Genomic DNA, 21,153 nt, shown 5'->3' with positions numbered 1-21,153 from the left:
GTTGTCGCTATTGCTTCATGAGTTAGTCCCTCTCCCAGAGGGCGAGGGGAGGAAAAGCACTACTTGCCGCTGCCGGCGACGCTTTCGCCGCCGCGGGTCAGGTAATAGGCGCCGAGGATCGGCAGCATGGTCACCAGCATCACCAGCATCGCCACCACGTTGGTCACCGGCACGTCACGTGGGCGCGCCAGCTGGTTGAGCAGCCAGATCGGCAGGGTTTTCTCGTGGCCGGCGGTGAAGGTGGTGACGATGATCTCGTCGAACGACAGGGCGAACGCCAGCATGCCGCCGGCCAGCAGCGCCGAGCCGAGGTTGGGCAGGATGATGTAGCGGAACGTCTGCCAGCCGTCGGCTCCCAGGTCCATGCTCGCCTCGATCAGGCTGTGCGAGGTGCGGCGCAAGCGCGCGATGACGTTGTTGTAGACGATCACCACGCAGAACGTGGCGTGGCCGATGACGATGGTCAGGAAACCCGGCTCGATGCCGAGGTTCTTGAACGCCGACAGCAGGGCGATGCCGGTGATGATGCCGGGCAGGGCGATGGGCAGGATCAGCAGCATGGAGATGCTTTCCTTGCCGAAGAAATCCCGCCGGTACAGCGCGGCCGCTGCCAGAGTGCCGAGGATCATGGCGATCAGCGTGGCCAGGGCGGCTACCTGTGCCGACAGCTTCACCGCCTCGAGCACGTCCGGGCGCGCCAGGGCGACGCTGAACCAGTGCAGGGTGAAGCCCTTGGGCGGAAAGCTGAAGCCCGCGCTCTCGGTGTTGAAGGCGTAGAGGAAGATGATCAGGATCGGGAAGTGCAGGAACAGCAACCCGCCCCAGGCGGTCAGTTTCAGGCCCCAGGAAGCTTTTTCAGAGTGCATCGAAGGCCCCCAGACGCTTGACGATGGACAGGTAGACGGCGATCAGCACGATCGGCACCAGGGTGAAGGCGGCGGCCATCGGCATGTTGCCGATGGCGCCCTGCTGGGCGTAGACCATGCTGCCGATGAAGTAGCCCGGCGGGCCGATCAGCTGCGGCACGATGAAGTCACCCAGGGTCAGGCTGAAGGTGAAGATCGAGCCGGCGGCGATGCCTGGAATCGACAGCGGCAGGATCACCTGGAAGAAGGTCTGCCGCGGCTTGGCGCCGAGGTCGGCGGAGGCCTGCAACAGGCTCGGCGGCAGGCGTTCCAGGGAGGCCTGGATCGGCAGGATCATGAACGGCAGCCAGATGTAGACGAACACCAGGAAGCGCCCCAGGTGTGAGGTCGACAGGGTACTGCCACCGACGCCGGGCGTGTCGAGCACGGCCTGCAGCAGTGGCGCCAGGCCGAGCACGTCGACGAACCACTGGGCCACGCCGCCTTTGGCCAGCAGCAGGGTCCAGGCGTAGGCCTTGACGATGTAGCTGGCCCACATCGGCATCATCACCGCGATGTAGAAGAACGCCTTGGTCTTGCCGCTGGTGTAGCGTGCCATGTAGTAGGCGATGGGGAAGGCCACCACCCCGCTGGCCAGCGACACCGCCACGGCCATGCCCACGGTGCGCAGGATGATGTCGAAGTTGGCCGGCTGGAACAGTGCGCTGAAGTTGCTCAGGGTCAGGTCCGGGGTGACCGTCATGCTGAAGTCGTCGAAGGTGTAGAAGCCCTGCCACAGCAGGGTCAGCAGCGAGCCGAGGTAGATCGCGCCGAACCACAGCAGCGGCGGGATCAGCAGCAGCGACAGGTACAGGTTGGGCTTGCGGTAGAGCAAGCCGGACAGGCGCCGCAGCGGGCTGTCGGCGGCTGCCGGGTGGGCGAGGGTCGCGCTCATCTCAGGCGTCCTCGCGCAGGGCGACCATGGCGTCGCGGGCCCAGCATACGGTCACCGGCTGGCCAGTCTGCACGCTGGCATCGCTGGCGTTCCACTGGTTGTTGGCCTGGCTCAGGCAGAGGTTCTGCCCGCTCTGCAGACGCAGCTCGTAGCGGGTTGCTGCGCCCTGGTACTGGATGTCGTGCAGCACGCCGGTGAGTTGCACCTCGCCACTGGCCGGCGTTTGTCCGGCGAAGCGGATGTGTTCCGGGCGTATCGAAAAGGGTCGCTCGCTGCCGGTCAGCTGCAGCGCCAGTTCACCGCGCAGCACGTTGGAGGTACCGACGAACTCGGCGACGAAGGGAGTCGCCGGCTGCATGTACAGGTTGCGCGGGGTGTCGACCTGCTCGATGCGGCCCTTGTTGAACACTGCCACGCGGTCGGACATGGACAGCGCTTCGGTCTGGTCATGGGTGACGAAAATGAAGGTGATACCCAGCTGACGCTGCAGCTTCTTCAACTCGCTTTGCATCTGCTCGCGCAGCTTGAGGTCGAGGGCGCCGAGGGGCTCGTCGAGCAGCAACACCCGTGGCCGGTTGACCAGCGCACGGGCCAGCGCCACGCGCTGACGCTGGCCGCCGGAGAGCTGCGCCGGTTTGCGCGCGCCGTAGCCGCCGAGGGCGACCAGGGCCAGGGATTCCTCGGCGCGGGCCAGGCGCTCGGCCTTGGCCACGCCCTTGACCTTGAGGCCGTAGGCGACGTTGTCGAGCACGTTCATGTGCGGGAACAGCGCATAGTCCTGGAACACCGTGTTGACGTCGCGCTGGTAGGGCGCCAGGCCCACGGCCTCGGCGCCGTGAATGCGGATGGAGCCGGCACTGGGCTGCTCGAAACCGGCGATCAGGCGCAGGCAGGTGGTTTTGCCCGACCCGGAGGGGCCGAGCATGGAGAAGAATTCGCCGTCCTGGATGTCGATGGAAACCCGGTCGACGGCTTTGACGTCGCCGAACACGCGGGACACATCGGTGAATTGCACTGCAAGGGTCATGTAAAGCGCTCCAGGAGAAAAGCCATCCACCGCCGGTTGCCGCCAGGGTTTGCCGACACGGGACAGGCAGGTCGGCGGTGGATGTACAACGGTGAAACGGACGACACGGCACGCCCCTCTCTGGGAGGGGGTGGGGGATGACGCGTGCGCCGCCGTGGTGATTGTCGAGTGGTTCAGTGGTGCCGGTTGGTGGACGGAAAGGCGTCGTCCACCCTACGAGTACGTCGAGTTTCGAAAGTCGTTCTGGCAGCGTCGCGAGCGGGCCTCAGCCGTGTCCGGCCAGCGCGCAGGAACCGCAGCGTACTCAAGTACGTGAGGATTCCGAGCACTGCCCGGGCATGGATCAGGCCTGCGTAGCAGCCGCCAGAGCGGCTTTCAGCGGCCGCCCATGATGGCGATGTAGTCCTGGGTCCAGCGGCTGTAGGGCACGTACTTGCCACCTTCGGCCTGCGGGGTTTTCCAGAAGGCGATCTTGGCGAAATTGTCGAAGCCGTTGGTCTTGCAGCCCTCGGCGCCGAGCAGTTCGTTACCCTGGCAGGCGGCCGGCACCGCCGGCAGCGAGCCGAACCAGGCGGCCACGTCACCTTGCACCTTGTTGGTCAGCGACCAGTCCATCCACTTGTAGGCACACACCGGGTGCTTGGCCTCGGCGTGCAGCATGGTGGTGTCGGCCCAGCCGGTGGCACCTTCGACCGGCACGGTGGAGGCGATCGGCTGCTTCTCCAGTTGCAGGGCGTTGACCTGGTACGGCCAGGCGCTGGAGGCGACCACGCCTTCGTTCTTGAAGTCGTTCATCTGCACGGTCACGTCGTGCCAGTAGCGGTGGATCTGCGGATGCTGCTTGCGCAGCAGATCGAGCGCGGCGGCGTACTGTTCCTCGTTGAGCAGGTAGGGGTCGTCGATGCCCAGCGCCGGCTGGGTGCTCTTCAGGTACAGCGCGGCGTCGGCGATGTAGATCGGGCCGTCGTAGGCCTGCACGCGGCCCTTGTTGCTCTTGCCGTCGGCCAGGGTCTGTTCCTCGAACAGCACCTTCCAGCTGGTCGGCGCCTCCTTGAACACGTTGGTGTTGTACATCAGCACGTTCGGGCCCCACTGGTAGGGCGTACCGTAGTGCTGCCCGGCGACGGTGTGCCAGGGCGCGTCCTTGAGGCGCTCGTCGACGTTCTTCCAGTTGCCGATGAGGGCGATGTTGACCGGCTGCACGCGCTTGCCGGCGATCAGGCGCAACGAGGCGTCACCCGAGGCGGTGACCAGGTCGTAGCCGCCCTTGGCCATCAGGCTGACCATCTCGTCGGAGGTGGCGGCGGTCTTGACGTTGACCTTGCAGCCGCTGTCCTCTTCGAACTTCGTGACCCAGTCGTAGCCCTTGTCGGTTTCGCCGCGCTCGATGTAGCCGGGCCAGGCGATGATGTCGAGCTGGCCTTCGGCCTTGCCCAGGGATTGCAGTGGTTCGGCGGCCTGGATGGCGGTGCTGGCCAGCAGGGCGGTGGTCAGTGCGCTGAGCACAGCCAGTTTGGCTGCGCTCGGCGCTGCGGTTTTCTGCGCGGACATTGGATTTCCCTCTTGTTGGCTTCGTTATCAGGGGCAGTGAATGTCGTTCGGCCGATGGCGCCGAGCCGGCTGTGGGTCAGTCTAGTTGTTGTCCGTGGCGCGCCATGATGTGGCGCACCACGCTGTAGTCCTGCAACGAGTCGCTGGACAGGTCCTTGCCGTAGCCGGAGCGTTTGAGGCCGCCGTGCGGCATCTCGCTGGCCAGCATGAAATGGGTGTTGATCCAGGTGCAGCCGTACTGCAGGCGCGCAGCGACCTGCATGGCCTTGTCCAGGTTCTGCGTCCACACCGAGCTGGCCAGGCCGTACTCGGAGTCGTTGGCCCAGTCGACCGCCTGGCTCAGCTCGTCGAAGCGGGTCACGGTCACCACCGGGCCGAACACTTCGCGCTGGACGATCTCGTCGCTCTGCTTGCAGCCGGCGAGCAGCGTTGGCTGGTAATAGAAGCCGGCGCCGGAATGCGCGGCGGCACCGGTGACCCGTTCGATATGCGGCTGGCCGAGGGCACGCTCGACGAAGCTGGCCACGCGGTCGCGCTGGCGGGCGCTGATCAGCGGGCCGATCTCGTTGTCCGCATCCTTCTTGCGGGCGAAGCGAATGCTTGCCACGGCCTCGCCCAGCTCGGCGACCAGGCGGTCGTGAATGCCGGCCTGGGCGTAGATGCGGCAGGCGGCGGTGCAGTCCTGGCCGGCGTTGTAGTAGCCGTAGGTGCGCACGCCCTGGACCACCGCGGCGAGGTCGGCGTCGTTGCAGACGATCACCGGCGCCTTGCCGCCCAGTTCCAGGTGGGTGCGTTTGAGCGTGCGCGCGGCGCTCTGCAGGATCTTCTGCCCGGTGACGATATCGCCGGTCAGCGACACCATGCGCACCTTCGGGTGGCCGACCAACTGGCTGCCGACGCCTTCGCCGCCACCGCAGAGGATGTTGATCACCCCGGGCGGCAGGATGTCCGCCAGCAGTGGGGCGAGGGCCAGGATCGACAGCGGGGTGTGTTCCGAGGGTTTGAAGATCAGTGTGTTGCCGGCGGCCAGGGCCGGGGCGATCTTCCAGGCCGCCATCATCAGCGGGTAGTTCCACGGTGCGATGGAAGCGACCACGCCGACCGGGTCACGGCGCACCATGCTGGTGTGGCCAGGGATGTATTCGCCGGCGAGCTGGCCCTGCTGGCAGCGCACCGCGCCGGCGAAGAAGCGGAACACGTCGGCAGTCGCGCTGAGGTCGTCCTCGCGGGCCAGATGCAACGGCTTGCCGCAGTTCAGCGCTTCCAGGCGTGACAGCGGGTCGGCGTGCTGCTCGATGGCGTCGGCGATGGCCAGCAGCACCGCTGCACGTTGTGCCGGGGTGGTCCGCGACCAGCTGGAGAAGGCGCGGTGGGCGGCGATCACCGCTGCCTCGACCTGTTCCAGCGAGGCCTCGGCGATCTGCGTGAGTACTTCGCCGCTGGCCGGGTTGATGATCGACTCGGCGATACCGTCCCCGTCGACCAGGTGGCCGTCGATCAGCAAGGCGCTGTGCAGGGTGGGTACGCTCATTTTCTGATTTCTTCTTTTCGCGTCTTGATCCATGGAGCCTCCGGTGATCCGCAGGCCCCGCGTCCATAAGGAACTGAGACTAGAGTCCGGGCCTGCGGTCGACAAATTCTTAAAAATGAAAGCACCGTTCGATTAAATCGATACCTTGCGGTTGTGCGGCTGTTCGCGCGCCAGGGTCAGGAATGGATCGACCAGGGCCGGCCGAGCGGTGCCGCGGCGCCAGGCCAGGCCGACGTCCATCGGCTCGCTGAGGTCGACCAGCGGCCGCGCCTCGATGATGTCGCCTTCCAGCGACCAGGGCCGGTAGGTCATGTCCGGCTGGATCGACAGGCCCAGGCCGGCGGCGACCAGACTGCGCACCGCTTCCACCGAGGCGGTGCGCAGGGTCACGTGCGGGCTCATGCCGGCGCGGGTCCAGATGCGCTGGGTGTGCAAGCCCATCTCGTCGGCGTTGAGCTGGATCAGCGGCTCGCTGGCAATGTCGGCCAGGCTGATGCTGTCGCGTTCCAGCAGCGGGTGCCGTGCCGGCAGCCACAGGCGGTGCGGCGAGTGGGTCAGTACCTCGGTCTGCAGGGCGTGGCGGTCCTCCAGGTTGGACAGGATGAGCACGCCAACGTCGATCTCGCCGCTGACCAGCAGGTGCTCGATGTAAGGGCGCTCGTCCTCGACCACGCGCACCTGCACGTTGGGGTAGGCGCGCTGGAAACGGGTGATCAGGTCGGCCAGGTAGTAGCCGGCGACCAGGCTGGTCACGCCGATGGTCAGGCTGCCGGCCACCTGGTCGGTACTCTGCTGCAGGCTGCGCTTGGCATTCTCCACCGTCGCCAGGATCAGGTGCGCCTGACGCAGGAACTGGTGGCCCTGGTGGGTCAGCGACATGCCCTTGGCGTGGCGGTTGAACAGGCTTACGCCGATTTCCTCCTCCAGTTGCTGGATGGCCAGGGTCAGGGTCGACTGGGAAATGAACACGGCCTGGGCGGCGGCGGAAATCGAGCCGGTCTCGGCGACGGCAATGAAATGGCGGATCTGGCGCAGGGTCATCATCGAAAGGGCACCGACAGCGTTCAGCATTGGGGTTTATCGAAAATAACCTACTCCATTCTTTTTTGTAGAGGTCATCTTCCGGCGCACCGCCGGCAATATCCGGAAGCACTCTGTCCGCCGCGTGCGGGTAACGTGCACCGCTAGAATGAGTCGCATCAAGACCCCATTCAGCACAGAGGACACCTCTATGAACACCCGCGGCTTGCTCGATCAACTGCTCAAATCCGGCCAGGACCTGCTGCAACAGAAAGGTGGCGGCGCCACCGGTGGTGGCCTGGGTGGTGCGCTGGGCGGCCTGCTCGGTGGTGCCAAGGGCGGCAGCGGTGGCGGCGGAGGCGATCTGGGTACCCTGCTCAAGGGCGCAGGCGGCGGGGCCCTGGCGGCGGGTGCGCTGGGCATGCTGTTGGGCAACAAGAGCGCGCGCAAGGTCGGCAGCAAGGTCATCACCTACGGCGGCCTGGCCGCGCTCGGCGTGATTGCCTACAAGGCCTACGGCAATTGGCAGGCTTCGCAGCAACCCGCTGGCGCCGCACAACCGGCCTTGCCGCAGACGGTCGACCGCCTGCCCGCGCCGCAGGCCGAGCTGCACAGCCAGGCCATCCTGCGGGCGCTGGTGGCCGCGGCCAAGGCCGACGGCCATGTCGATGCCCGCGAGAAGCAGTTGCTCGAAGAGCAACTGGGCAAGCTGGCCAACGACCCGCAACTCAGCCAGTGGCTGGAGGCCGAGCTGAACAAGCCGCTCGACCCGGCCGAAGTGGCGCGCGCCGCCAGCACTCCGGAAATGGCCGCGGAGATGTACATCGCCAGCGTGCTGATGGTCGACGAGGAGCACTTCATGGAACGTGCCTACCTCGAAGAGCTCGCCCGCCAGCTCAAGCTCGAACCGGCGCTCAAGCTGGAGCTTGAAGCGCAGGTGCGTCAGGAACTGCAACTGCAGTAAGCGCACCGTGATCCCGGGGCGCGCAACGCGCTCCGGGCATGCGCCGACGGCGTCGGCGGGAAAAACTCCTCCTTTTATCTGCCACACTCTTGATCTGTGTGCGGTCGCGAACCGCGCATCGCTTGCAGCTGCCGGGGCGAGTCTCTAGAGTCCCGGCACACGAGCGCCGGCCTGTATCCGCCGGCCACCAACCGGCTTCTGGCAATGGGGATCACTGTGAAGAACTGGACTGTCCGCCTGCGTATCCAGGCGAGTTTCGCGATCATCATCGCCATCATGCTGCTGATGGCCGTGACCTCGTTCGAGCGCCTGATCAAGGTGCAGGACTCGGTCAATGAACTGAAGCAGGACGCCCTGCCAGGCCTGCTGGCGATCAACTCGCTGCGTGGCGCCTGGACCGACAGCTTCTATCAGACGGTCCAGCTGACCGGCCTGCACGAGGGCAAGGCCCTCGGCGATGCGGACCGGCAGCTCCTCAAGCAGGTCGACGAGCGCCTGGAAAAACTCCTGCAGGAATACCAGAGCACCGTGCGCGCTTCGGCCGATCAGGCCCTGCTCGACCAATTCCGCACCTCGCGCACCGAGCTGCTCGAAGAGCAGGGGCGGATCATCGCCCTCTACGAACAGCGGCGCCTGCCCGAAGCCATCGCCATGCTTACCGGGAGTTTCACCGACAACTGGAACGACGGCCGCAAGATCCTCAACGACATGGTCGAGTTCAACAAGGGTGTATCGGAAAGCTCCACCGACAACATCGGCGCGGCGGTGACCGGTGCCAAGCTGAGCATCCTCGTCTCGCTGCTGCTGGCGGTCGCCGCCGCCGTGGTTTGCGGCTTCTTCCTGATGCGCGCGATCACCCAGCCGGTGCAGCGCGTGGTCGAGACCCTGGGCATCCTCGCCGGTGGCGACCTCACCGCGCGGCTGAACCTGGGGCGCAAGGACGAGTTCGGCGCCATCGAGACCGGTTTCAACGGCATGGCCGACGAGATCAAGACCCTGGTGGCCCAGGCCCAGCGCTCCTCGGTGCAGGTGACCACCTCGGTGACCGAGATCGCCGCCACCTCCAAGCAGCAACAGGCCACTGCCACCGAAACGGCCGCCACCACCACCGAAATCGGCGCGACATCGCGGGAAATCGCGGCGACGTCGCGCGACCTGGTCCGCACCATGACCGAAGTCTCCGGCGCTGCCGAACAGACCTCGACCCTGGCTGGCTCCGGCCAGCTCGGCCTGGCGCGCATGGAAGAAACCATGCACCACGTGATGGGCGCCGCCGAGCTGGTCAACGCCAAGCTGGCGATCCTCAACGAGAAGGCCGGCAACATCAATCACGTGGTCACCACCATCGTCAAAGTGGCCGACCAGACCAACCTGCTGTCGCTCAACGCCGCCATCGAAGCGGAAAAGGCCGGCGAGTACGGCCGCGGTTTTGCCGTGGTCGCCACCGAGGTGCGCCGCCTGGCCGACCAGACCGCCGTGGCCACCTACGACATCGAGCAGATGGTGCGCGAGATCCAGTCCGCGGTGTCCGCCGGGGTGATGGGCATGGACAAGTTTTCCGAGGAAGTGCGCCGCGGCATCGGCGAGGTCGGCCAGGTCGGCGACCAACTCTCGCAGATCATCCAGCAGGTGCAGGCCCTGGCGCCGCGCGTGCAGATGGTCAACGAAGGCATGCAGGCGCAGTCCACCGGCGCCGAGCAGATCAACCAGGCGCTGGTACAGCTCAGCGAGGCCTCGGGGCAGACGGTCGAATCACTGCGCCAGGCCAGTTCCGCCATCGACGAGCTGAACCTGGTGGCAAACGGCCTGCGTACCGGCGTCAGCCGCTTCAAGGTCTGAACGTGAACGCCAGTCGCCAGCAGGCCCGTCGCGCCAGCGGCCAGCTGTTCCTGCTGTTCAGCATGGGCGATGACCGCTATGCGCTGGATGTGCAGGACGTGCTGGAGGTGCTGCCCTTGCGCCGCCTGAAGCAGATCCCCGAAGCGCCGGCCTGGGTCGCCGGCCTGTTCAGCCGTCACGGCCAGCCCGTGCCGGTGGTCGACTTGCACGCCCTGGCATTCGGCCGTCCGGCCCGCGCGCGCACCAGCACGCGGTTGGTGCTGGTGCGTTACCAGGCACAGGCGCTTGGGCTGATCCTCGAACAGGCCACCGACACCCTGCGCTGTGCGCCGGAGGCATTCTGCGACAGCGGCGTCGACAGCGGCACGGCGGCCTACCTGGGTCCGGTCTACCAGCACGCCTCGGGCCTGGTGCAGCGTGTCGGCGTGGCCGAGTTGCTGCCGCCGGTGGTACGTGCGCTGCTGTTTCCGCTGGCCGTGGCCGAGCAGGGGGCGGGCGCATGATCGAGCGCTTCGAGCAGTTGCTCAAGGGCCGCATCGGCCTGGATGCCGAGTCCGTCGGCCGCGTAGTCATCGAGCGCGCGGTGCGCCAGCGCATGGCCGCGCTGGCGTGTGCCGACGAAGACGGCTACTGGCTGCGCGTGAGCGGCTCCTCCAGCGAGCAGCAGGCCCTGGTCGAGGCCGTGGTGGTGCCGGAAACCTGGTTCTTCCGCTACCCGGAGTCCTTCGCCGCCCTGAACAAGCTGGCCTTCGAGCACCTGCCGCTGCTGGAGGGCGGGCGCCCGCTGCGCATCCTCAGCCTGCCGTGCTCCAGCGGCGAGGAGCCCTATTCGATCGTCATGGCCCTGCTCGATGGCGGCCTCGCGCCGCAGCTGTTTCAGGTCGATGCGGTGGATGTCAGCGAGAAGATCATCGAGCGCGCCCGTACCGGCCTTTATGGACGCAACTCGTTCCGCGGCGAGGCGCTGAGTTTTCGTGAGCGGTATTTCCTGCCGAGCGAGGAGGGCTATGCCCTGGCCGATCAGGTCAAGCGCAAGGTCCGTTTCATCCACGGCAACCTGCTCGACCCGCTGCTGCTGTCCGGCGAGGCGCCCTACGACATCCTGTTCTGCCGCAACCTGCTGATCTACTTCGACCGGCCGACCCAGGCCCAGGTGCTGCAAGTGCTCAAGCGCCTGCTGCGCGAAGACGGCCACATGTTCATCGGCCCGGCGGAAGCCAGCCTGCTTAGCCAGAACGGCATGCAGGCGCTGGGTATTCCCCTGGCCTTCGTGTTCCGCCGCGCCAGCGAGGTTGCGCCACCGCGAGTGGCTGCTGTGCGCAGCACGCCGCCAGCCGCTGCCACGCCTGCGGCACGTGGCGAGCTGCGCGCCCCGGCGCGCACGGCCATTGCCCGCCCGGTCCGTGCGCTGGCCCCTGCCGCAGTGGCGAAGGCCGATGGCGGCGCCGAGTTGCTGGAGATCGCCCAGTTGGCCAACAGCGGCCGCAGCGCCGATGCCAAGGCCGCCTGCGAGCGTTACCTGGCGCAGCACGGGCCGTCTGCCGCGATCTTCTACTGGCTCGGCCTGCTCAGCGATGTCGCCGGGCAGGCGAACGATGCTCAGGATTTCTACCGCAAGGCCCTGTACCTCGAGCCGCAGCATGCCGAGGCGCTGGCACACCTGGCCGCGCTGCTCGCTGCGCGTGGCGACCTGGCCGGGGCGAAGCGCCTGCAGGAACGGGCCAGCCGGGGTGAACAAGCATGATCGATAGCCGCCTGCCGCTGATCGATGCCGAGCAGCTGCCGGCCATCGACGATTGCTGGAACCGCATCGGCGTGCGCGGCGACCAGTCTTGCGCGCGTCTGGTCGAGCATGTGCACTGCCGCAACTGCGAGGTGCACGCCGAAGCTGCCACGCGCCTGCTCGATCGCTACGCCCTGCATCGCCAGGACGACGCGCCCGTCGATGACGAGGCGCAAGAGGCGGTCGGCGAACGGCGTTCGACGCTGGTCTTCCGTCTCGGCGAAGAATGGCTCGGCCTGCCGACCCGCGCGCTGGTGGAAGTGGCGCCGCGCAGCGTGATCCATTCCCTGCCACACCAGCGTTCGCTCGGCCTGCTCGGCGTGACCAACGTACGCGGTGCGCTGGTCGCCTGCCTGTCACTGATTGAACTGTTGGGGCTGGAAGCCAATGCGCCGACCATCACCGAGCGCCGCGTGGTGCCGCGCATGCTGATCATCGCCGGGCAGGGCGGCCCGGTGGTGGTGCCGGTGGACGAGGTCGACGGCATCCATGCGATTCCCCTGCGCGCGGTGCAGGACAGCGCGCGCGGTAGCGTGCAGGTGGCCCGTCGGTTCTCGGCCGGCGTGGTGCACTGGCGTGAGCGCAGCATCACCCTGCTCGACGAGGCGTTGCTGCAGCAGACCATGGCCAGGAGCCTTGAATGACCCCGGACGAGATGCGCGACGCCTCGCTGCTGGAACTGTTTCGCCTGGAAGCCGAGGCGCAGACGCAGGTGCTCAGCCATGGGCTGATGGTGCTGGAGCGCAAGCCGACCGACGCCGACCAGCTGGAAGCCTGCATGCGTGCGGCGCATTCGCTGAAAGGCGCGGCGCGCATCGTCGGCATCGACGCCGGCGTGCGCGTGGCGCATGTCATGGAGGATTGCCTGGTCGAGGCCCAGGAAGGGCGGCTGAAACTGCGCCCCGAACACGTCGACGCGCTGCTGCAGGGCGCCGACCTGTTGCTGCGTCTGGGCGCGCCGCCGGATGGTGACGCCGACTGGGCCAACAATGCCGGGCGTGCCGCGGTGGATGCGCTGGTGGCGCGCCTGCAAGGGCTGTACGGACCGAACCGTGCGCCGCTGGAAACGCCTGCTCAGGCCACGCCGGTAGAGCCCGTGACCGAGCCGATCATCGCTGTGCCAGCGCCGGTCGAGGCGCCCGCCAGTGAGGTCGAGGCCAGTGCCGAACCGCTCGGCCAGGCTGATGCCCGTGCCGACGACCGCACGCGGGTGCTACGGGTCAGCGCCGAGCGTCTCGATCACTTGCTGGATATCTCCAGCAAGTCGCTGGTCGAGTTCCAGCGCATCAAGCCGCTGACCGATTCGCTGCAGCGCCTCAAGCGCCTGCAGAGCAACGCCAGTCGCGCCCTCGACCTGGCCCGTGAGACCACTCTGGAAGTCACTGGCGACGCGCAGAACGTCTTTGTCGAGGCGCGCACCCTGCTCGGCGAGTGCCAGCAGATGCTCGCCCAGCACATGGCCGAACTCGACGAGTTCGGCTGGCAGGGCGGCCAGCGTGCCCAGCTGCTCTACGACGCGGCCCTGGCCTCGCGCATGCGCCCGTTCGCCGATGTGCTCACCGGCCAGTTGCGCATGGTCCGCGACCTCGGCCGCGCGCTGGGCAAGCAGGTACGCCTGGACGTCGAGGGCGAGAACACCCAAGTCGACCGTGACGTGCTGGAAAAGCTCGAGGCACCGCTGACCCACCTGCTGCGCAACGCCGTCGACCACGGCATCGAAAGCCCCGAGCAGCGTGCCCGTGCGGGCAAGCCGGAGGAGGGCCTGATCCGCCTGCGTGCGCGTCATCACGCCGGCATGCTGGTACTGGAAATCGCCGACGACGGCATGGGGGTCGACCTCGAACGCCTGCGTGCGGCGGTGATCACCCGTGGCTTCGCCACCGCCGAGACCGGCGCCCAGCTGACCGAGGACGAGCTGCTGGCCTTCCTCTTCCTGCCCGGTTTCAGCATGCGCGACAAGGTCACCGAAGTGTCCGGGCGCGGCGTTGGCCTGGATGCGGTGCAGCACATGATGCGCCAGCTGCGCGGCGGCGTGCGCATGCAGCAGCGCCGGGGCGAGGGCGCGAGTTTCCATGTCGAGGTGCCGCTGACCCTGTCGGTGGTGCGCAGCCTGGTGGTCGAGGTCGGCGGCGAGGCCTACGCCTTCCCCTTGGCGCACATCGAGCGGATGACCCGGTTGCAGCCCGAGGACATCGTCCAGCTCGAAGGTCGCCAGCACTTCTGGCACGACGGCCGCCAGGTCGGCCTGTTTTCCGCCAGCCAGATTCTCCAGCGTCCCGAGGGCAAGCAGGAACAGGCCGGCATTGCCGTGGTGCTGATCGCCGACCGCGAGGCGCTGCACGGCATCGTCGTCGAGCGCTTCCTCGGCGAGCGCACACTGGTGGTGATGCCGCTGGATGCGCGCCTGGGCAAGGTGCAGGACGTGTCCGCCGGGGCGCTGCTCGACGACGGCACGCCGGTGCTGATCCTGGATGTCGAGGACATGCTCAAGTCGGTCGGCAAGCTGCTCGGCAGCGGGCGTCTGGAGCGCGTCGACCGCAGTGCCCGGCAGGCCGCCGGCGGCCAGCGCAAGCGCGTGCTGGTGGTCGACGACTCGCTCACCGTGCGCGAACTGGAGCGCAAGCTGCTGCTCAGCCGCGGTTACGAAGTGGCGGTGGCGGTGGATGGCATGGATGGCTGGAACGCGCTGCGTTCGGAGCATTTCGACCTGCTGATCACCGACATCGACATGCCGCGCATGGACGGCATCGAACTGGTCAGCCTGGTGCGCCGCGACAGCCGTCTGCAGTCACTGCCGGTGATGGTGGTGTCGTACAAGGATCGCGAAGAGGACCGCCGCCGTGGCCTGGATGCCGGCGCGGACTACTATCTGGCCAAGGCCAGTTTCCATGATGAAGCGTTGCTGGATGCGGTAATGGTGCTGATCGGAGAGGCACAGGGATGAGAATCGGCATTGCCAATGACATGCCTCTGGCGGTGGAAGCGCTGCGGCGCGTGCTGTCGCTGGAGCCGGCGCACCAGATCGTCTGGGTCGCGAGCAACGGCGTGGAGGCCGTGGAGTACTGCCGCCGCGACACCCCGGACGTGGTCCTGATGGACCTGCTGATGCCGGAGATGGACGGCGTCGAAGCCACGCGGCGGATCATGGCGCAGAGTCCCTGCGCCATTCTCATCGTCACCGTGGATATGGATCGCCACGTGCAGCGCGTATTCGAGGCCATGGGCCACGGTGCGCTGGACGCGGTCGATACCCCGGCGCTGGGCAGCGGCAGGACCCAGGACGCTACCGGCGTGCTGCGCAAGATTCACAACATCGGCTGGCTGATCGGCCAGCAGGGGGGGCGCAGCGCTGCCGTGCGCAAGAGCCAGGACGCCAGTGCCCGGCCGCAGCGCCTGGTCGCCATCGGCGCCTCGGCCGGCGGTCCGGCCACCCTGGCGGCGCTGCTCAAGCAGTTGCCGGCGGATTTCAGCGCCGCGGTGGTGCTGGTGCAGCATGTCGACCAAGTGTTCGCCGCCGGCATGGCCGAATGGCTGGCCAGCGAGTCGTGCTTGCCCGTACGCTTGGCCCGTGATGGCGAGCCGCCGCAACCGGGCACCGTGCTGCTGGCCGGCACCAACAACCACATGTGCCTGACCCGCGACGGCGAGCTGATCTACACCGAAGAGCCGCGCAGCCATGTGTATCGACCGTCGATCGACGTGTTCTTCGACAGCGTCGTCGAACACTGGAAGGGTGAGGCCGTCGGCGTGCTGCTCACGGGCATGGGCCGTGATGGCGCCGAAGGGCTGAAGAACATGCGCGAGCGCGGCTTTTTGACGCTGGCGCAGGACCGCGCGAGCTGCGCGGTGTACGGTATGCCCAAAGCGGCTGCCGAGCTGGGAGCGGCAGTGGAGATCCTGCCGCTGGAGCGTATCGCGCCACGGCTGGTGGCGGCGTTCGCTTGATGTGAAGGGTGTGTTTCCTGCTGCTACGGCGTGGGGCAGGGTTGGATCGATGTTGGCGGAGGCCTGCGGGCTCGGAGTGCGCTATGCAATACCCCTATCGCAGTTACGCGGAAATGACGAGCACGGAAGAGCGCTCGGTCATGGTTCTGCTGGTCGATGATCAGGCGATGATCGGCGAGGCGGTGCGCCGCTCGCTGGCGACCGAGCATGACATCGACTTCCATTTCTGCTCCGACCCGCACGAAGCCATCGCCGTGGCCGAGAACCTGCGCCCCACCGTGATCCTGCAGGACCTGGTGATGCCCGGCATGGACGGCCTGATCCTGCTCGCCGAGTACCGCGCTACGCCGGCGCTGCGCGATGTGCCGATCATCGTGCTGTCGACCAAGGACGACCCCTCGGTGAAGAGCACGGCGTTCGCCGCCGGCGCCAACGATTACCTGGTCAAGCTGCCGGACAGCATCGAGCTGATTGCCCGTTTGCGTTACCACTCGCGCTCCTATATCGCCCTGCAGCAGCGTGACGAAGCCTACCGCGCCCTGCGCGAGAGCCAGCAGCAGTTGCTGGAGACCAACCTGACCCTGCAGCGCCTGATGAACTCGGACGGCCTGACCAAACTCTCCAACCGCCGCCATTTCGACGAGTACCTGGAGATGGAGTGGCGCCGTGCAGCGCGCGAGCAGTCGTCGGTGTCGCTGCTGATGATCGACGTCGACTACTTCAAGAGTTTCAACGACACCTTCGGCCATGTCGCCGGTGACGATGCCTTGCGCCAGGTGGCGGAAACCCTGCGCACCTCCTGCAGCCGCTCCTCGGACATGGCTGCCCGCTACGGCGGCGAGGAGTTCGCCATGGTCCTGCCCGGCACCTCGGCCGGCGGCGCGCGCCTGCTGGCGGAGAAGGTGCGGCGTGCCATCGAGGCGCTGAAGATTCCCCATGACCAGCCCCGGCCGGGCTCCTTGCTCAGCGTCAGCATTGGCGTTGCGACCGCGATTCCCGCTGTCGGTCAGGATTCGCTGACGCTGGTGGAAATGGCCGACCAGGGCCTGTACCAGGCCAAGCACAACGGGCGCAACCAGGTGGCGATGCTTGATGGCACGCTGCGCGCCAACTGAGTTTCCTGCCGCGCTGAACACGCCTCGCGGCGTCGCCTTCCTGCTGGCCCTGTGCGCCAGCCAGTTGGTCGACGCCGCGCCGCAGAACGGCCATCTCGCCCTCAGCCAGCGCAGCCTGCTGCTCGAAGACAGCCGCCTGCCGCGCGAGGCGATGCTCGACCGCCTGCAGCAGATCCGCTTCGCCTTCCGCGAACCGCAACCCGAGGCCGAACAGTGGCAGGGCTGGTCGCGCGCGCATGGCAGCGAAGGTGCGTGGCAGGGCGATGCGGCCTCGGCGCGCCTGGAGCGGCAAGGTGGCGGCCTGTTCGTGGGAGCCGATCGGCGGCTGTCGGGCATGTGGATGACCGGCGCCATGGCCGGTTTCAGCCGCAGTGAGCTGCAGGCCGATGACCACGCCGCACGCAGCGACGCCGACGCCTATCACCTGGGCTTGTACGCGGCGACGCGCTACTACCAGCTCGGTTTCAAGTTCGGCGGCAGCTACAGCAGCCATGACCTGCACAGCCAGCGTCGGGTCGACGGCGAGCGCCTGCGCGCGCAGGGCCGCGCCGGCACGACTCAACTGTTCGGCGAAGCCAGTTATGCGCTGGATTTTCGCGCCTTCAGCATCGAGCCATTCGCCGGCCTGGCCTATGTCTACCTGGATACCCAGGAGTTGCGCGAGCAGGGCGGCGTGCAGGCGCTGCGCCTGCCCGGCGCGGCGGACGATAGCGCCTACCTCACGCTCGGCTGGCGCGGCGCAACGTCCTGGCAGCTGCAGCAGCGCCGCCTGGTCGGCCGCGGCAGCCTGGCCTGGCGCCATGCCTATGGTGATGACCGTACGCAGGCCACGGCGCGCACGCTGACAGGTGACTCGCAGCTGCTGCTGGGGCGCACCTTCGAGCGTGACGTGCTGCGCCTCGACCTGAGCCTGGACCACGAGCTGAGCCGCGACCTGTACCTGGGCCTGACCTACGCCGGCCAGTACGCCGAGGACGCCCATGACAACAGCCTGGCCGCGCGCCTGAGCCTGAAATTCTAAGAACCTGTTGCGAATCTCGCATGGCGCACCCTACGAGGACCGCGTGGTTCTATAGGTGCGAGTTAGGAGTCGCAGCGGGCGCAAACCGGCCCTCCACATAACTCCACGCAATCGCCACACAGGCAACCAATGCCCTCCACACAGGATGGCGATGCTGGCTGCGTATTCGATTGCACGGAGTGCGCAGTATGCTTTTCTTTCGTTCCATCGCGGGGGCTGTCCCGCGTTCGTGGGTGGTGCTGTTGTCGGCGCTGATGGCCCTGCCGGGGCTGGTGGCGGCCGGCGAGGCGGAGCGGGGCGAGAGCCCCTATTTCGCCGTGGACAACGCCGATCCGGCTGTGGATGCGCTGCCGCTGAAGTCGACACGGGTCGAGGTGCAGGTGCTCGGCGTGATCGCCGACGTGAAGGTGATCCAGCAGTACCGTAACGAAGGCAGCCGTGCCCTGGAGGCGCGCTACGTGTTTCCCGGCTCGACCCGTGCGGCGGTGCATGGCATGACCGTGCGCCTGGGCGAGCGCGAGCTGCAGGCACAGATTCGCGAGAAGCAGAAGGCCGCGCAGGAGTACCAGGCGGCCAAAAGCGCGGGCAAGACTGCGGCCCTGCTCGAGCAGCAACGCGCCAACGTGTTCCAGATGAACGTGGCCAACATCCTGCCTGGCGACGTGGTGGATGTGGAGCTGCGCTACACCGAGCTGCTGGTGCCCACCGCGGGCCTCTATCGCTTCGTTTTCCCCACCGTGGTCGGCCCGCGCTACAACGGCGCAGTGGGTGCGCCTAGCCATGCGGCCGAACCTTGGGTAGCGACCCAGCACCTGGCGGCCGGTCAGCCGAGTGCCAGCGCGTTTGCCTTGCAGGTCGACCTGCAGGCGCCGACCGCGCTGAGCGACGTCGCCTCGCCGAGCCATCGCATTGACCTCGATGCCCAGGCCGGTGGCCGCACCCTGGTGCGTCTGGACGCGCGCGAGAAGGCCAACGACCGCGACTTCGTCCTCGACTACCGTCTGGGCGGCGATGCATTCCAGAGTGGCGTGCTGCTGTCGCGCGGGGCTGAAGAGAACTTCTTCCTGGCCTTGATCGCCCCGCCGAAACGCCCCGACAGCCAGTTGATCGTGCCGCGCGAGTACATCTTCGTGGTGGACATCTCCGGCTCCATGCACGGCTTTCCGCTGGATACCACCAAGCGCCTGCTGCGCCGTCTGATCGGCGGTCTGCGTGCGGCCGACAGCTTCAACGTGGTGCTGTTCTCCGGCAGCAGCACGGTGCTGGCCGAGCGCTCGCAGCCGGCCAGTCGCGCCAACGTCGACCAGGCCCTGAGCCTGCTCGACACGCAGATGGGCAGCGGTGGCACCGAGCTGTTACCGGCCCTGCGCCGGGCGCTGGCGATGCCGGCGGACGCCGAGCGCTCGCGCAGCTTCGTGGTGGTCACCGATGGCTACGTGACGGTGGAGCGCGACGCCTTCGCCCTGGTGCGCAGCAACCTCGACAAGGCCAACCTGTTCGCCTTCGGCATCGGCAGTTCGGTCAATCGCGAGCTGATCGAAGGCCTGGCGCGCGCCGGGCAGGGCGAGCCGTTCGTGGTGCTCGACGAGCAGGCGGCGGATGCCGAGGCCGAGCGCCTGCGGCAGATGATCGATGCACCCGTGCTGGCGCGGCCGAAGCTGAGTTTCGACGGCCTGGAAACCTACGACGTCGAACCCGTGGCGCTGCCTGACCTGTTCGCCGAGCGGCCGCTGGTGGTATTCGGCAAATGGCGCGGCGAGGCGAAGGGCCGGGTACGGGCCGAGGGCATCGGCGCCACCGGGCCCTGGCGCAACGAGGTGCCGATCGACGCGGCGCAGGTGCGCGACGGTGATCAGGCCCTGGCCCACCTGTGGGCGCGGCATCGCATCGCCAGCCTGGTCGACCAGGAAACCCTGGAGGGCGGCTACGCCTACAGCCAGCAGATCCTCGACCTGGGGCTGGCCTACAACCTGCTGACGCCCTACACCTCGTTCATCGCCGTGGACCAGTTGGTGCGCAATCCCGACCCGGCCCAGGCGGCGCAGGTCGATCAGCCATTGCCGCTGCCGCAGGGCGTGAGCAACCAGGCCATCGGCACGCCGACATCGATCCAGGTGCCGAGCACGCCGGAGCCGAGCGTGTGGGCGATGCTGCTGATCGGCCTGGCTGGCATGGGCTGGATGCTGCGCCGGCGCGCACGAGCATGAGCGCAGGACGGCTGCCGAGGTTGCCCGCCTGGCTGTGGCTGCTGTTGCCGGCACTGGCGTTGTGGCCGGTGTGGCTGTGGAGTCTGCGGCGCATGAGCGACGGCTCGGACGATCCGTATGGCGTGGTCGCACTGGCGATGTTGCTGCTGTGCCTGTGGCGCGAGCGCGAGCATGTTGGCGCCACGCCGAGGCCCGCCTGGCTGCTGGCATCGTTAGCCTTGAGCGGGCTGGCGATTGCGGCTGGCGAGTCGGTGCCGGCCCTGGCGCGCGGCGTACTGGCCGTGCTGGCGGTGCTCGGTGCGGCCCTGGCACTGCGCCGTCCGCGACAACCGGCGCTGGCCTGGCTGGGCTTGGGGCTGCTGGCGCTGCCGATTCTCTCGTCGCTGCAGTTCTTCGCCGGCTATCCGCTGCGGTTGATCACCGCCGAGGCCAGCGTCTGGCTGCTGCGTGGCCTGGGCCTGGCGGTGGAGCGGCAGGGCAGCACTCTGGATGTCGGCGGCCAGCTGGTGATGGTCGATGCGCCCTGTTCGGGCATCCACATGGCTTGGGTCGCCTATTTCTGCGCCTTCGCCAGCGCTGCCTGGCTGCGTCTGGGCGATGTTCACCTGATGCGGCGTTTGCCGCTGCTTGGCGTACTGGTGCTGGCCGGTAACAGCCTGCGCAACACCCTGCTGGTGCTGCAGGAAACCGGGCAATCGGGGTGGCCGGACTGGATGCACGAGGCCACGGGACTGGCGGTGTTCGTGGCGGTCTGTGCACTGGTGCTGCGGGTGGTCAGTGCCGGTGCGCAGGCGACAGGGCCAGGGCTGCCGGTCGCGGTGTCGCGCGCACTGGCGCCGGGGTGGCAATGGAGCGCGGTGGGCGTGTTCGTGGCGCTGGGACTGTGCTCGACCTTGACGCGGCCACTGCCAAGCGAAACGGCGGTGCCGGTCTTCGTCGAGTGGCCGCAGCGTTTCGAGGGCAGTCTGCTGCGTCCACTGGCGCTGTCGGCGGTGGAGCAGCGCTTCGTTGCCGAATTCCCCGGTGCCATCGCCCGCTTCAGTGCGGGGCCGCGTGCGGTGACCCTGCGCCACGTCACGGCAGCGACGCGCAAGCTGCACCCGGCGGCGGACTGCTTTCGCGGCCTGGGCTACCGCATCGACGCCATCGGCCTGCGCCAGCGTCCCGCGGCGGCGGGGCTGCAGCGCTGCTTCGTCGCCAGCGGCAAGGGGCCGGCGCTGAGCGTGTGCGAGTACATCGAGGATGCCGCAGGGCGCAGCTTCAGCGACCACTCGGCCTGGTACTGGGCGGCCATCGCCGGTGCCTCGCCAGGCCCGTGGCGCGCGGTGACGGTGGCCGAAGCGCTGTAGC

Annotated in this window: 17 protein-coding genes and 1 other RNA gene; 11 read left to right on the top strand and 7 right to left on the bottom strand. The window is 67.6% G+C overall.

From position 1 onward, the window contains the following. Nucleotides 1-59: 59 nt before the first annotated feature. The 7 genes from IB229_RS19015 to IB229_RS18985 all read right to left on the bottom strand — a co-directional run bounded on the left by IB229_RS19015 (nucleotide 60) and on the right by IB229_RS18985 (nucleotide 6,953). Complete coding sequence (locus tag IB229_RS19015; RefSeq protein WP_192331463.1) at nucleotides 60-866, bottom strand: ABC transporter permease; 807 nt, start codon at nucleotides 864-866, stop codon at nucleotides 60-62. Beyond that, on the bottom strand, nucleotides 856-1,800 hold the full coding sequence (locus IB229_RS19010) for an ABC transporter permease (RefSeq protein WP_192331462.1): 945 nt from the start codon (nucleotides 1,798-1,800) through the stop codon (nucleotides 856-858). The genes IB229_RS19015 and IB229_RS19010 overlap by 11 nt, the downstream gene beginning before the upstream one ends. A gap of 1 nt (nucleotide 1,801) precedes the next feature. Next, nucleotides 1,802-2,827: an ABC transporter ATP-binding protein gene (locus IB229_RS19005; RefSeq protein ID WP_192331461.1), complete on the bottom strand. Its 1,026-nt coding sequence runs from the start codon at nucleotides 2,825-2,827 to the stop codon at nucleotides 1,802-1,804. A gap of 239 nt (nucleotides 2,828-3,066) precedes the next feature. Next, a non-coding RNA gene (locus tag IB229_RS19000) (sX9 sRNA) lies at nucleotides 3,067-3,141 on the bottom strand. A gap of 61 nt (nucleotides 3,142-3,202) precedes the next feature. Further along, complete coding sequence (gene ydcS, locus IB229_RS18995; RefSeq protein WP_192331460.1) at nucleotides 3,203-4,378, bottom strand: putative ABC transporter substrate-binding protein YdcS; 1,176 nt, start codon at nucleotides 4,376-4,378, stop codon at nucleotides 3,203-3,205. A gap of 76 nt (nucleotides 4,379-4,454) precedes the next feature. Next, on the bottom strand, nucleotides 4,455-5,909 hold the full coding sequence (locus IB229_RS18990; RefSeq protein ID WP_192331459.1) for a gamma-aminobutyraldehyde dehydrogenase: 1,455 nt from the start codon (nucleotides 5,907-5,909) through the stop codon (nucleotides 4,455-4,457). Nucleotides 5,910-6,041: 132 nt separating this feature from the next. After that, nucleotides 6,042-6,953 (bottom strand): LysR family transcriptional regulator, encoded by a 912-nt coding sequence (locus IB229_RS18985; RefSeq protein ID WP_192331622.1) that lies wholly within the window; start codon nucleotides 6,951-6,953, stop codon nucleotides 6,042-6,044. Between the two features lie 187 nt (nucleotides 6,954-7,140). Between IB229_RS18985 and IB229_RS18980 the strand changes: the two genes are divergently transcribed. The 11 genes from IB229_RS18980 to xrtQ all read left to right on the top strand — a co-directional run bounded on the left by IB229_RS18980 (nucleotide 7,141) and on the right by xrtQ (nucleotide 21,152). Further along, nucleotides 7,141-7,893, top strand: a complete 753-nt coding sequence (locus IB229_RS18980; protein WP_192331458.1) for a tellurite resistance TerB family protein — start codon at nucleotides 7,141-7,143, stop codon at nucleotides 7,891-7,893. 216 nt (nucleotides 7,894-8,109) lie between these two features. Continuing rightward, nucleotides 8,110-9,732: a methyl-accepting chemotaxis protein gene (locus IB229_RS18975; protein ID WP_192331457.1), complete on the top strand. Its 1,623-nt coding sequence runs from the start codon at nucleotides 8,110-8,112 to the stop codon at nucleotides 9,730-9,732. Beyond that, a complete protein-coding gene (locus IB229_RS18970) occupies nucleotides 9,729-10,235 on the top strand; it encodes a chemotaxis protein CheW (RefSeq protein ID WP_263864170.1) in 507 nt (168 codons plus the stop codon). The genes IB229_RS18975 and IB229_RS18970 overlap by 4 nt, the downstream gene beginning before the upstream one ends. Further along, a complete protein-coding gene (locus tag IB229_RS18965; protein WP_192331456.1) occupies nucleotides 10,232-11,476 on the top strand; it encodes a CheR family methyltransferase in 1,245 nt (414 codons plus the stop codon). Before IB229_RS18970 ends, IB229_RS18965 begins: the two co-directional genes overlap by 4 nt. Further along, entirely contained in the window at nucleotides 11,473-12,159 is a 687-nt protein-coding gene (locus IB229_RS18960; RefSeq protein WP_192331455.1) for a chemotaxis protein CheW, read from the top strand. The genes IB229_RS18965 and IB229_RS18960 overlap by 4 nt, the downstream gene beginning before the upstream one ends. After that, nucleotides 12,156-14,459: a hybrid sensor histidine kinase/response regulator gene (locus tag IB229_RS18955; RefSeq protein ID WP_192331454.1), complete on the top strand. Its 2,304-nt coding sequence runs from the start codon at nucleotides 12,156-12,158 to the stop codon at nucleotides 14,457-14,459. Before IB229_RS18960 ends, IB229_RS18955 begins: the two co-directional genes overlap by 4 nt. Further along, nucleotides 14,456-15,460: a chemotaxis response regulator protein-glutamate methylesterase gene (locus IB229_RS18950; RefSeq protein WP_192331453.1), complete on the top strand. Its 1,005-nt coding sequence runs from the start codon at nucleotides 14,456-14,458 to the stop codon at nucleotides 15,458-15,460. The genes IB229_RS18955 and IB229_RS18950 overlap by 4 nt, the downstream gene beginning before the upstream one ends. A gap of 83 nt (nucleotides 15,461-15,543) precedes the next feature. Then, nucleotides 15,544-16,575 (top strand): response regulator, encoded by a 1,032-nt coding sequence (locus IB229_RS18945; RefSeq protein ID WP_192331452.1) that lies wholly within the window; start codon nucleotides 15,544-15,546, stop codon nucleotides 16,573-16,575. Next, nucleotides 16,553-17,596 (top strand): autotransporter domain-containing protein, encoded by a 1,044-nt coding sequence (locus tag IB229_RS18940; protein ID WP_192331451.1) that lies wholly within the window; start codon nucleotides 16,553-16,555, stop codon nucleotides 17,594-17,596. The genes IB229_RS18945 and IB229_RS18940 overlap by 23 nt, the downstream gene beginning before the upstream one ends. Before the next feature lie 188 nt (nucleotides 17,597-17,784). Beyond that, a complete protein-coding gene (locus tag IB229_RS18935; RefSeq protein ID WP_192331450.1) occupies nucleotides 17,785-19,803 on the top strand; it encodes a VIT domain-containing protein in 2,019 nt (672 codons plus the stop codon). Further along, entirely contained in the window at nucleotides 19,800-21,152 is a 1,353-nt protein-coding gene (gene xrtQ / locus IB229_RS18930) for an exosortase Q (protein ID WP_192331449.1), read from the top strand. The genes IB229_RS18935 and xrtQ overlap by 4 nt, the downstream gene beginning before the upstream one ends. Nucleotide 21,153: the final 1 nt, after the last annotated feature.

This window comes from Pseudomonas sp. PDM14 (assembly GCF_014851905.1).
Classification (GTDB): domain Bacteria; phylum Pseudomonadota; class Gammaproteobacteria; order Pseudomonadales; family Pseudomonadaceae; genus Aquipseudomonas.
The sequence above is the reverse complement of the archived record's forward strand: the minus strand, read 5'-3'. Positions and strand labels throughout refer to the sequence as shown.